The organism is Methylorubrum podarium, from assembly GCF_022179745.1.
Classification (GTDB): Bacteria; Pseudomonadota; Alphaproteobacteria; order Rhizobiales; family Beijerinckiaceae; genus Methylobacterium; species Methylobacterium podarium.
This window is the reverse complement of sequence record NZ_BPRD01000316.1, coordinates 1-10,608: the sequence shown is the minus strand read 5'-3', so window position 1 is coordinate 10,608 and position 10,608 is coordinate 1. Positions and strand designations below refer to the sequence as shown.

The following is a 10,608-nucleotide window of genomic DNA, read 5'->3' as shown; positions in this document are numbered from 1 at the left end:
ACCTCGGCGATGTCCTTGGCGTTCTCCTCCGGGATCAGCACCGTCTTGATGCCGCCGCGGAGCGCCGCGCCGAGCAGCGCGATCACGTCGCGGGCGGCGAGCCGCCCGTCGGCGAAGCGCTCGGCGAGGCCGGCGAGGTCGCCCGCGCCGAGGGCGTCCTCCAGTTCGGCGAGCGCGCCGAGGGTGAGGCAGAGCGTGTAGCGCTCGGCTCCCAGAGTCAGCGGCACCTCGCCGCGTCGGCGGTTGGCCATGGTCACGCCCCCGCGAAGCTCAAGGGGCCGGCGGAATCGAGGGCGATGTCGAAGGTCACCTCGCCCGCATGCTCGCCGCGGTATTCGAGGCTCGTGATCTGGAACAGCCCCTCGATCGTGCCGAAATCCGGCACGACGATCTGGAACAGGCCGATCACGCCGTCGAAGAACATCTGGCGCAGGCGCGCGTCGGAGGCCTCGTCGCGGAACACGCCCGAGCCCGCCACCGCGGCGCGGCGCACGCCCGCGCCGGCCAGCAGCTCGCGCCAGCGCCCGGCGGAATCGGCGTTGGTGACGTCCACCATCTCGGCGTTGAAGGTGAGCTGCCGGGCGCGCAGGCCCGCCACCGCGACGAAGCCGCCGGCCCCGTTGCTCACCCGGACCAGGAGGTCCCTGCCCTTCTGTGCGCTCATGCTCGCGGCTCCGGCGTTCGTGGACAACAGGTCAGGCGGCGACCTCGGTCACCGCCTCGAAGGACAGGGTCGTGCGCGCCTCGCCGGTGCGCTCGTCGCGCAAGGCAGCGAGGCTCTTGAGGCGCAGCAGGACGAGGACGTGGCCGCTGAGGGTGAGGTCGGCCTCGTCGAGGCTGGCGGCGATCTGCTCGGCCACCTCCAGGGCCGAGCGGGCCGAGCCCGGCTTGGCGAAGACCGTCAGCGCGAAGGCGTGGCGGTGGCGCCGGGCGCCGTCGACGGAATCGTCGCTCACCTCGCTCGGCCCGAACAGCGCGTAGACCGGGGCGGCGCCCCGCGGCGGCTCGTCGTAGAGCCGCAGGCGGCCGCCCATCAGCGCGGCCAGCGGCACATCGCCGGAAAGGTGCGCGAGGAGGCCGGCGCGCAGGGCCAGGAGGGGGCTCGATCGGGTCACGGGGAAGCCTCCTCGATCACCTCCTCGACCTCGCAGACGAGGTCGCGGCGGCGCCCGTCGGGGTCGCCGGCCGCGCGGATCGCGAAGCGGCGCGTCCCGTCGGCGAGCCGCATCGCCGGGGTGACGCCGGGGCGGTAGCGCAGGCCGACCCGGTAGAGACCGGGCCGGTCGTCGCGCCCACCGCGGGGCGCGGCGGTGCTGCCGAGCGCCTCCAGCGAGCCCCACAGCACAGGCCCAGCGACGTAGCGGCGGAGCCGGCCGCCGAACCCGTCGGGCTCGTCCACCGGGAGTTCGAGCACGAGGCGCCGCCGCCGCGCGCCGAGCGGCCTGTGTGTCATGGTCGGTCTCCGGGGATCGGGATCAGAGCCGCATCCGGCGGCAGGCGGCGGCGAGCCCCGCCGCCTCCGGCGGGAGAGGCCGGGGCGTGCCCTCGCGGCCGGCATCGCCCCGGTTCTCGAACCAGTCCGCAACCGTCAGGCGCAGGGCCTGGACCAGCGGCTCGGGGACCGGCGGCCCCTCGCCGCCGCAGCCGGCGTTCACCTCGACCAGCGCCGAGGCCGTGCCGAGCGGCGGCAGGTCCGGCCCGAACAGGAGGCAGGGCGCCTCCCACGGGTCGGGGCCGACCCGGATCGGCCCCGGCTCGATCTCGGTGACGGTGCCGCCCGCATCGACCCGTCCGGCGCGGAGGATTGCGACGAGCGGGCTCAAGGGGAGCGGCAGCAGACCGAGCCGGGGCCAGGCCGCCAGCACCACCCGGAAGCGGGCGGGCCGCAGCAGACGGCGCGCCGCCGCCTCGACCGCCGCCCGCGCCGCGGGGATCAGGCGGGTGATCAAGGCATCCTCGGCGGTCTCGTCGGAGGCGAGCCGGAGATAGCCGCGCATCTCGGCGAGGCTCAGCGGCTCGACGCCGGTCTCCTCGACGCGTATCGGGATCATGCCGTCTTCTCCTGAAAGCGTTTTTCGCCATCGATGCGCGCGCCGAACCCGTCCGCCGCTCCCGCGGCGCGCCACACCCTCCGTGCCGCGACCCTCGCGCTTCTGCTCATCGCCGCCCCGGCCCCCCCGGCCGGGGCCATCGTCGGCGGCCGCGAGGGTGCGGAGGTGCCGGGCGCGGCCTCGACGGTGATGGTGCTGACCTCCGGCGGCGGGGTCTGCTCGGGGGTCGTCGTCGCCCCCGACGCGGTGCTGACCGCCGGCCATTGCGTGGCGGGCGTGGGCGAGAACCGCGTGCATTACCGCGACGCGGCGGATCGCCCGGTCCTGGCCGAGGTCGCCGCCCGCAGCCTGCATCCGGCCTATGACGGCGACGCCATCCGCGGGCGCACCCGCTCCATCGACCTCGCCCTGCTGCGCACTCGCGAGCCCCTGCCCGGCCGTTTCGTGCCGGCGACCTTGAGCGCCGCGATGCCGCGGGCGGGCCAGAGCGTGACGCTGGCCGGCTACGGCGCGGTCCGGGGCAACGACCGGCGCTCGATCGGCCGCTACCGCGGCGCGGCGCTGACCGTGATCGAACCCTACGGCCCGAGCCGCATCCTGGTCTGGATGCAGGCAGCGGGGGCCGGCGGTTGCCAGGGCGATTCCGGCGGGCCGATCTTCGAGGACGCCGCGGTGATGGCCCTGGCCGCCTGGGTCAAGGATGCCTGCGGCGGGCTGACCCAGGGCATCCTGCTCGGGCCGCAGCGGGGATGGATCGACCGGACGCTCGCCGGGTGGGGCCTCGCGGCGCGCTGGTGACGTCCTTAACCGATCGTGACCGTCCCGCCGCCGCGGGCGCGGAACCGGAGCTTGGCCGCCGAATTGCCTTCGGATACGCTTCAACCGGTCCGGGATTCGGCCGCAGCACCCCGCGGCACGCGCCCAGGCCCTGGAGAACGGAAAAAATGGTTGCGAGCCCCCTTCGCGCGTGCCTGTTCGGTGCCCTGCTGGGGCTCGTCCCGCTCTCGGCCCAGGCCGTGGTCGAGGGCCGCGCCTCCCGCGATCCCGGAGGCCTGCGCGCCTCGGTGGTGCGCATCGAGAGCACGCAGGGCGAGATCTGCTCGGGCACCCTGATCACGCAGGACATCGTCCTCACCGCGGCCCACTGCGTGATGCACAAGGCCGGCTACAACGTCGTCGTGGTCGATCCGAACTTCCGCCAGCGCCGCCTGCGCGCCGTCGCGGTCTCGATGCATCCCGACTTCGTTCCCGGCACGACGCCGGAGGAGCAGCCGGGCATCGACCTCGCCCTGATCAAGCTGGAACAGCCGGTCGGCCCCGGCTTCCGCCCGCTCGATCCCCGCGGCGGCGCGATCACCACCGGCGACAACGTGGACATCGCCGGCTTCGGCGTGCTCGCCGAGAACCGCCGCAACACCGCGCGGACGCTGCGCACGGCGCATCTCGTCTCGATCGGCTCGCTGCAGGTCGCCAACCGCGTCACCGTCGTCACCGACGCGCGGCGCATGGCCGAGACCGCGGGGGCCGGCGCGTGCCTGGGTGATTCCGGCGGCCCGATCCTGCGCGGCGGCCAGATGGTCGGCGTGGTGAGCTGGTCGAGCGGCGCCATGCGCCAGGACCGGCGCGCCCGCACCGCCTGCGGCGGCTTCACCGCCGTGACGCCCACCGGCGAGCACGCGAGCTGGATTTCCTCGCGCGCCGCCGAGATGGAGGCGATGAGCCCCGACATGGCGGCGGCGCAGGCCGGGCGCACCGAGTGGATGGCCCGGCCCGCCCGGCGTCGAAACTAAGTGTCTCCAGAGCCCCCTGCCGGTACCAGAACGGGAACGATCGGTGGCCAGGGTGTTGTGAGGCTTCGAAGCCGCCCCGTGGCCAAAATTTTCTCACCGGAGAAAACCAGCTGATCCCGGATCGACTTTTGCTCGATCAGAACGCTTTGGCAGCGCCTGTGACCCTGACTTCGACATCGAAATCGCCGAAGTGATCGGGTAATTCACCGGCTGCAGAGAGTGATTGAGCGAAGACCTTCACGGCCCAGTTGCTGCCGCTCTCGTTTAGGCCGAGTCCGACTGCCAGATCGTTCCGACCGGTCACATATTTCGAGGCGAAAGCGTCCTTCGCAGCCTGGGCAGCCGGCTTGGACGACCGCAGCCTCTCGCGTTGGTTCGACATGATCGATTCCCTCAACGGCCTGTATAGATTTCCAGATCGAGTTGCTCAAGAACCAGCCCGATCGGGTTTGCATAGGTGATGCCGTAGGTACCGCGGCTGCGGGTCTCGGTTCCGGCGAAGAGCAGGGCTGCGGGACGCCCATCCTGTGTGAAGATGATGGAGCCACTGTCGCCCCCCTTCGAGAAGTGCCCCTCCCTTCCCTCGATCGCGATCTGCCCGTCGAAACGAGCAAGTTTCACGCCGGCACCGAAGGCCATCTGGACAACGAGGTTGTCGACATCGACGGCCGTCACGCGCCCCGTGGTGTACCCCGTGGTTCGTCCGACTTTGTGGACGAAATCCTGTTCGAGGAGCAGATCGTCGATCGCGCCGACGGGCCACACGTTCTTCGCATCATGGGGATCGCTGAAGCGATCGGGATTGCACCCGACTTCGGAAAGAAGATAAGCGAAAGCACAATCGACGCGGTTTACGGCACCGGGTGAGAAATCCAGTTCGACGAACTGATAGAGTGCTGCGACGGCATCTGCCGGATTGCTGTGCTGCCCGCCATCGGCTCTTCCCGGCTGGAGAATGATATCGCCCGGCTTGGCCTTGTTGTTGTTCGCCAAGACATGATTGTTGGACAGAAAGCCGATACCGCCGCCTTCACGGCTCCGGCAGAAACAACCTAACGTTCCAGCGGTGATGCGGCGATGGCCGACCGAAGCGCCGATTGTCAGAGGGCGGTAGCGTCCTCCGTTGAGGACGGCACGCCGACGGGCAGGCCCAGTGAAGATGACCCGGACTTCGCCTCGAGCGATGCGTGCGGCGCGCTCGACGACAGGATGCTGGCGCAACTTGTTGTGCTGAATGAATATGCCAAGCTGCAATTCATCTGGATTCGCGTTGTGGCCATCCGGACGCAGGATGCCAACTGCAATCATCTCCTTCGGATCGATCTTCTTCTGTCTTCGAGCCACGGCAATATCTTCAAAGCTCTCAGTCCCAGGCATCGGACTGAAAGTCGGGCCGGTGCTGTCGATACCCTGCGCGGATAAAACCTCCTCGAATCTGAACGCCCCGGCGAAGACTTCGGCCTTGGCGTTTCGCGCTCCATCGAAATTCATACGACAACATCCTGACGTCACTACGGTCGCATCTTAAAGCACATTCAAGCGCTGCGGGAGTCGGAGGTTCCCAGAAATTTCCCCTAGGTTGATAAAATCGCCCAAGTTTCACAGAATGATGCATAATTGTCGGTTTATGATGCGTAAGAGCGTGGACGCCCGGCTCGGCGCCCACGCTCAGAAAGGCACTCAGGCGAACCGGAGCAGCTTGATCGCGGCGAAGTCCTGCACCCCGCCGCCGACGCGCTTGGTGGTGTAGAACAGCACGTAGGGCTTGGCGGAATACGGATCGCGCAGGGTTCGCAAGCCGACGCGGTCCACGACGAGGTAGCCGCGCCTGAAATCGCCGAAGGCGATGGAGTGGCTCCCCGCCGACAGGTCCGGCATCGCCTCGGCCTCGACGAGCGGGAAGCCCATCAGGGTCGCGGCCCGGTCGGCGGCGAGCGGCGGCTGCCAGAGATAGTTGCCGTCCGCGTCCTTGAACTTGCGGATCGCGCTCTGCACCCGTCGGTTCATGACGAAGCTGGCGCCCTGCCGATAGCCGGCGCGGAGGGCATAGATCAGATCGAACAGCACGTCGCTCGGATTGCTCGCGGCGAAGGCCCCCGCCGCCCCCGTCGCGACGAAGCCGAGCTTGCCCGGCACCCAACTCGCGTTGGCGACCGTGTCGGAGCTGAGAAAGCCCTTCGGCCGGCCGACGCCGTTGCCGGTGACGAAGGCGACGCTCTCCTGCTCGGCGAACGCCGTCTCCACCTCCTCCGCGAGCCAGGCATCGATGTCGAGCACCGCGTCGTCGAGGAGCGTCTGCGTCGCCGCCGGCATGGCGTAGAGTTCCATCGCCGGAAAACTCAGCTCGGACAGGCTCGGCGCATCGGTCTGCGGCCGGGGCGCGGTCTCGGCGACCCAGCCGGCGGCGGGACCGTTGACCGAGACCGCCCGCTTGTACTGCCCGCCGGAGACCACGCGCACCGTGGCGATGGCGCGGATTGGCGAGATCTCGGCCAGGCGCCGCAGCACCTCGCGCTCGATCGTCGAGGGCACGAGGTAGCCGCCGTCCGGTCCCGACCCGGCGGAGAGCGCCTTCTCCTCCAGCCGCTTGAGGCCGGCACTCTCGCCGGCCCGGACGTAGAGGTCGAAGGCCGCCTTGTGCTCGGTGGCGGAGGCGTCGCGCGGATTATCCGTCCCGCCGAGCGGCGGGCGGGCACGGTCGAGGCTGATCCGGTCGAGGCGGTTCTTCGCCTGATCGAGCGCAGCGTCGATACGGGCGAGCTTCTCCTCCGTCACCACGTCGGCGGTGAGCCGGGTCTCGATCTCGGCGAGGCGGACGTCGTTGGCCTCCTTGAACGCCTCGAAGGCGCGGGCGAACTCGTCGAGCACCGCCTCGGTGCCGAAGCCCGCCGCCTTGTTCTCGGCCAGGCCGGCGGGGGCCTTCGTCTCGAAATGCATCTCGGTCATGGCATCCTCATCGGTGCAGGAAGGGAAGGGTCAGGCGCGCGCCGCGAGCGGCGGGGTCGCGAGGCGCGAGCGCGGCGGAACGAAGGGGCGCGGGGCCGCGGCGCGGATCACCCGCGCCTCGGGCTGGAGCGGGAAGGTCACCAGCGAGACCTCCCAGAGGTCGACGGCGATCAGCCGCCGCCCGCCGCGCTCGGGCGAGGCCCGCACCACGCGAAAGCCGATGGACAGCCCGTCGAGGGCACCCTCGCGCATCAGCGCATCGATCTCGCGGGCGCGCTGGACCGCGAGGTTGAGGCGGCCGGCGACGCGCAGGCCCCGGGCGTCCTCCTTGAGGGAGAGCCAGGAGCCGATCGGCTCGGCCGGATCGTGCTGCCACAGCATCCGCACGCCGTGCGAACCCCGCCGGGCGAGGCTCGCGGCGAAGGCGCCCGGCGCGACAGTATCGCGGCCGAGATCGGGCACGCCGAACAGGCTGGCGTAGCCGGTGAAATGGCCATCCATCGAAGGACCTCGGAAAGGAGAGATGAACGGGCTCTGCCCGAATCCCGCCGGGGCCTCAGGCCCCGGACCCCGGAACTTTGGCCGGATACCCCACAGCCTCGCGTTTCTCCGCCACCGAGAGGAAATCGGCCCCCTGCACCCGGCGCCAGAGCGACTCGCGCTCGGCAGCGAGCGCTTCGACCGCGTCGAGATCCGGCTCTAGCCGCGCCGGGCCGAAGGCGGGCTCGAGCCAGCGCGCGAGCGAATCGGCGGTGCGGCGCACCAGCGGGATCACCGTCTGGCGGTAGAAGGCGCGGTTCGCCTCGGCGTAGTTCGCGTGGGTGTTGTCACCGGGAAGCCCGAGCAGCAGCGGCGGGACGCCGAAGGCAAGGGCGATCTCGCGGGCAGCGGCGGCCTTCGCCTCGACGAAGTCCATCTCCTTCGGCGAGAGCGAGAGCGGGCGCCAGTCGAGCCCGCCGTCGAGGAGGAGCGGGCGGCCGGCATTGGCGCTGCCCTGGTAGCTCGTTTCCAGCTCCGCCTTGAGCCGGCTGAACTGCGTGTCGCTGAGCGCGGCGCCGGTCGAGGGCGCGAAGACCAGGGCGCCGGAGGGGCGCGCGGCGTTGTCGAGCAGCGCCTTGTTCCAGGCGCCGGCCGCGTTGTGGATGTCGAGCGGGACGGCGGCCGCCTCCATCGGCGAGAGGCCGTAATGGTCGTCGAGCGGGTTGAACAGCGTCAGGTGCAGGATCGGCGGCACCGCCCCGGCCTGCTCGTAGCGGATGCGCCGGCCGCCGACGCTGTACTCGTAGGCCGCCGGCCAGCCGTCGGCGCCGGCCACGACCTGCATCCGGTCGGGGCGCAGGGAGAACAGTTCGCGCGGCGTTCCGTCGATCTCGACGGCTTCGAGATAGGCGTTGCCCGAGACGAGGAGGTGCCCGTACACGCCGTCGAGGAAGCGCATTCCGCCCTCGCGCGGGTTCGGCCGGGCGAGCAGCGCCATCAGCGGATGCGCGTCGTCGGCGCCGGCCAGCGTCAGCGGCAGGGAGGCTGCCGCCTCGGCGACCAGCCGGACCGCGCGGTGGACGACGGCGTTGCGCTGGAAACCCTCGCGGGCGAGCGCCGCGTAGTCCCGCGCGGTCCAGACCGCGCGTCCCTCGCCGTAGAGGGCAACGGCCGCGCTCGCCTTCGTCGCCGGGACGAAGCCGGCGGCCCTCGCGAGCCGGGCGATGAATCCAGGCATGGCACATCCCCGCCCAACAGTGTTTCACGTGAAATTAACCGCGCCCGCCGTCACAGCCGGCGGATGCGCGGCTCCGCATTCGGCGCGAGCATCAGGTGCGTGAGTGCCCAGACGAGCGCGTCGAGACGGTCCGGCGACCCGCCGCCCGGCAGGCCGCCGGGACCGAAGGCGCACATCTCGTCCTCCAGCGCCGGCAGCGGGCCGACATGGCGGACCCGCCCCTGCGCGTAGAGCAGCGAGACCGGTTCCGCCCGCAGCAGCTTGCCCCGCGTCGCCCGCACGGTGACCACCGGCACGCTCGGGTCGGCCTCGGTCAGCACCGCGACGACCATCTCGCCGCCCTGGTTGACCTCCGCCACCAGGGCGTCGGCACTCAGGCGGTGGTAGAGCGCGAGCGCCGCACGGGCCCAGGCCGCGGGCGCCGCCTGCTCCAGGGTCGCGTCGGCGAGCACGTAGGCGGTGCCGTCGGCGGCGAGTCCCGCCGCGACGATCCCGCAGGCATCGGCCCCGGCCCGCGACGAGGCCGGCGGATCGACCGCGACGGCGATGCGCTGCAGCGGCGGCGCCTGCGCGACACGGGCGCGCTCGACGATGTCGCGGGTCCAGAGCGCGTCCGGACGATCCTCGATCAGTTCGCCGTCGAGTTCCTGGCGCCCGAGGCGGGTGCCGGCGTAGCGCCCGACCACGTCTTCGAGGAAGCTCGGCGCGAGGTTCTCGGCATTGTCGGCGGTGCGCGAGCGCGTCACCACCGTGCGCGGATCGGCGAGCAGCCGGCGGATCAGCGGCACCGGCCGCGGCGTCGTGGTGACGAGGCCGCGCGGATGCGTCCCGAGCCGCAGGCCGAACTGGATCATGTCGTAGGCGGCCTCGGCCTCGCGCCACTTGGCGATTTCATCGGACCACGCCGCTCCGAATTGCGGGCCGCGCAGGGAGTCCGGCTCCTCGGCCGAGAAGGCGAGCGCCACGGCGCCGTTGCCGAACACGACTCGACGCCGCGACGGCTGCCAGACCGGCGGGGCGCCGCCGAGCCGCGGCAGCGCGAGAAGGCCGGACGGCCCCTCGACCATCACGTCGCGCACATCCGCAAAAGTCTCGCCGATCAGGGCGATGCGCTCGACGGGCACCTGCGAAAACACCGGATCGCCGTGGGCGAGGCCGCGCACCCACTCGGCGCCGGTCCGGGTCTTTCCCGAGCCGCGCCCGCCGATCACCGCCCAGGTCGTCCAGTGTCCCGGCGGCGGAAGCTGGTCGTGCCGGGCGCGGTGGAGCCAGTCGGCCTCAAGCAGGCGCAGATGCTCCGGGGGGAGCCGGCTCAGGAACGCCGTCATCCGGCTCCGCCGCCGCGAATGCAGCATAGCGGCGCGCGATATCCGCGCGGATCGCCACGAGGTCGGCGACGGACAGGGAGGCTCGGCCGGTCGCTCCATCCGTGCCTCCCGCGCCCGCGGCCCGGTCGGCCGCCCTCATGTCGTCGAGCAAATTCTTCAGCCCGCCGAGATCGCGCAGCACCTTCGCGGAGTCGAACCCGGCGGGCGGCGGCTCGGTATCGAGGATCGCGTCGAACCGCGCGATCTGCCGCTCGATATGGCTGAGCAGCCGCGCCCGCAGCCGCCCGGCATCGGGCGTTCTCCTGCGGACCTTCCTGGGCGCTGGTTTCGAGGGCGCGCTCGCCTCGGGCTCACCGCGTGGCTCGGAGGGGTCCGGCATCGCGGGGTCTCCATCCACACTTCTCGAGCGTGCCCTCTACCTACACGGGGAGCGTCGCGCTGTCAACCTATAAATTCCTATTACGGAGAAATCGAGGAATTTGGTCTTTTCTCTTAGGTTCAGTCCTGGGCGATCGCTTCTCTCCCGCACGCCGGCTGGCTGTGAATTTTTCCATAGAAGAGGAACGCGAACGGAGCCTCGCCGGTAGAGAAAGCAAGGAGCGCGCCCCGCCGCCTCCAGCAAACGGGAGACAGCACGATGCTCAAAGGTGGACTCCTCTGGCTGATCGGCATTCCGCTGCCGATTATTCTTCTGCTGTGGTTCTTCGGGGTGTTCTAATACGCTTCCCGGTTGATTCCTTCGGTTTCTCCTCGGTCATTGCGAGGCGAAGCCGTGG

14 protein-coding genes are annotated in these 10,608 nt (G+C 70.8%); 2 read left to right on the top strand and 12 right to left on the bottom strand.

The window, feature by feature from the left end; genetic code table 11:
• The 5 genes from MFF42_RS15885 to MFF42_RS15865 all read right to left on the bottom strand — a co-directional run.
• Positions 1 to 251, bottom strand: a 251-nt coding sequence (locus tag MFF42_RS15885; protein ID WP_238256613.1) for a gene transfer agent family protein, incomplete at its 3' end; no start/stop codon positions are given.
• A gap of 2 nt (positions 252 to 253) precedes the next feature.
• A complete protein-coding gene (locus MFF42_RS15880) occupies positions 254 to 664 on the bottom strand; it encodes a phage major tail protein, TP901-1 family (protein WP_238256612.1) in 411 nt (136 codons plus the stop codon).
• A 31-nt stretch (positions 665 to 695) separates the two neighbouring features.
• Positions 696 to 1,115, bottom strand: a complete 420-nt coding sequence (locus MFF42_RS15875; RefSeq protein ID WP_238256611.1) for a DUF3168 domain-containing protein — start codon at positions 1,113 to 1,115, stop codon at positions 696 to 698.
• The gene (locus MFF42_RS15870) at positions 1,112 to 1,453 is read right to left on the bottom strand and encodes a head-tail adaptor protein (protein WP_238256610.1); all 342 of its coding nucleotides are present in this window, start codon (positions 1,451 to 1,453) and stop codon (positions 1,112 to 1,114) included. Before MFF42_RS15870 ends, MFF42_RS15875 begins: the two co-directional genes overlap by 4 nt.
• 22 nt (positions 1,454 to 1,475) lie before the next feature.
• Positions 1,476 to 2,051, bottom strand: a complete 576-nt coding sequence (locus tag MFF42_RS15865; RefSeq protein ID WP_238256609.1) for a head-tail connector protein — start codon at positions 2,049 to 2,051, stop codon at positions 1,476 to 1,478.
• A gap of 33 nt (positions 2,052 to 2,084) precedes the next feature.
• Between MFF42_RS15865 and MFF42_RS15860 the strand changes: the two genes are divergently transcribed.
• Positions 2,085 to 2,849 (top strand): trypsin-like serine protease, encoded by a 765-nt coding sequence (locus tag MFF42_RS15860; protein ID WP_238256608.1) that lies wholly within the window; start codon positions 2,085 to 2,087, stop codon positions 2,847 to 2,849.
• A gap of 146 nt (positions 2,850 to 2,995) precedes the next feature.
• Positions 2,996 to 3,841 (top strand): S1 family peptidase, encoded by an 846-nt coding sequence (locus MFF42_RS15855; protein WP_238256607.1) that lies wholly within the window; start codon positions 2,996 to 2,998, stop codon positions 3,839 to 3,841.
• Between the two features lie 136 nt (positions 3,842 to 3,977).
• On the opposite strand, the gene MFF42_RS15850 is transcribed toward MFF42_RS15855, so the two are convergent.
• From MFF42_RS15850 to MFF42_RS15820, 7 genes are all read right to left on the bottom strand, one after another.
• Positions 3,978 to 4,223, bottom strand: coding sequence for a hypothetical protein (locus MFF42_RS15850; protein WP_238256606.1), 246 nt, complete (start codon positions 4,221 to 4,223; stop codon positions 3,978 to 3,980).
• Positions 4,224 to 4,234: 11 nt separating this feature from the next.
• Positions 4,235 to 5,332: a chymotrypsin family serine protease gene (locus MFF42_RS15845; RefSeq protein WP_238256605.1), complete on the bottom strand. Its 1,098-nt coding sequence runs from the start codon at positions 5,330 to 5,332 to the stop codon at positions 4,235 to 4,237.
• Between the two features lie 189 nt (positions 5,333 to 5,521).
• Complete coding sequence (locus MFF42_RS15840) at positions 5,522 to 6,787, bottom strand: phage major capsid protein (protein WP_238256604.1); 1,266 nt, start codon at positions 6,785 to 6,787, stop codon at positions 5,522 to 5,524.
• Between the two features lie 30 nt (positions 6,788 to 6,817).
• Positions 6,818 to 7,288, bottom strand: coding sequence for an HK97 family phage prohead protease (locus MFF42_RS15835; RefSeq protein WP_238256603.1), 471 nt, complete (start codon positions 7,286 to 7,288; stop codon positions 6,818 to 6,820).
• A gap of 55 nt (positions 7,289 to 7,343) precedes the next feature.
• Positions 7,344 to 8,504, bottom strand: a complete 1,161-nt coding sequence (locus MFF42_RS15830; RefSeq protein WP_238256602.1) for a phage portal protein — start codon at positions 8,502 to 8,504, stop codon at positions 7,344 to 7,346.
• A gap of 50 nt (positions 8,505 to 8,554) precedes the next feature.
• On the bottom strand, positions 8,555 to 9,832 hold the full coding sequence (locus MFF42_RS15825) for a DNA-packaging protein (RefSeq protein WP_373875189.1): 1,278 nt from the start codon (positions 9,830 to 9,832) through the stop codon (positions 8,555 to 8,557).
• Positions 9,783 to 10,211 carry a hypothetical protein gene (locus MFF42_RS15820; RefSeq protein WP_238256601.1) on the bottom strand — a complete coding sequence of 143 codons (429 nt, stop codon included), beginning with the start codon at positions 10,209 to 10,211 and terminating at the stop codon, positions 9,783 to 9,785. The genes MFF42_RS15825 and MFF42_RS15820 overlap by 50 nt, the downstream gene beginning before the upstream one ends.
• Between the last annotated feature and the right edge of the window lie 397 nt (positions 10,212 to 10,608).

Coding starts and splice junctions, on each gene's coding strand:
- MFF42_RS15870 (WP_238256610.1), bottom strand. CDS start 1,453: ATGACACACAGGCCGCTCGGCGCGCGGCGGCGGCGCCTCGTGCTCGAA.
- MFF42_RS15830 (WP_238256602.1), bottom strand. CDS start 8,504: ATGCCTGGATTCATCGCCCGGCTCGCGAGGGCCGCCGGCTTCGTCCCG.
- MFF42_RS15860 (WP_238256608.1), top strand. CDS start 2,085: ATGCGCGCGCCGAACCCGTCCGCCGCTCCCGCGGCGCGCCACACCCTC.
- MFF42_RS15845 (WP_238256605.1), bottom strand. CDS start 5,332: ATGAATTTCGATGGAGCGCGAAACGCCAAGGCCGAAGTCTTCGCCGGG.
- MFF42_RS15850 (WP_238256606.1), bottom strand. CDS start 4,223: ATGTCGAACCAACGCGAGAGGCTGCGGTCGTCCAAGCCGGCTGCCCAG.
- MFF42_RS15855 (WP_238256607.1), top strand. CDS start 2,996: ATGGTTGCGAGCCCCCTTCGCGCGTGCCTGTTCGGTGCCCTGCTGGGG.
- MFF42_RS15835 (WP_238256603.1), bottom strand. CDS start 7,288: ATGGATGGCCATTTCACCGGCTACGCCAGCCTGTTCGGCGTGCCCGAT.
- MFF42_RS15840 (WP_238256604.1), bottom strand. CDS start 6,787: ATGACCGAGATGCATTTCGAGACGAAGGCCCCCGCCGGCCTGGCCGAG.
- MFF42_RS15820 (WP_238256601.1), bottom strand. CDS start 10,211: ATGCCGGACCCCTCCGAGCCACGCGGTGAGCCCGAGGCGAGCGCGCCC.
- MFF42_RS15880 (WP_238256612.1), bottom strand. CDS start 664: ATGAGCGCACAGAAGGGCAGGGACCTCCTGGTCCGGGTGAGCAACGGG.
- MFF42_RS15865 (WP_238256609.1), bottom strand. CDS start 2,051: ATGATCCCGATACGCGTCGAGGAGACCGGCGTCGAGCCGCTGAGCCTC.
- MFF42_RS15825 (WP_373875189.1), bottom strand. CDS start 9,832: ATGACGGCGTTCCTGAGCCGGCTCCCCCCGGAGCATCTGCGCCTGCTT.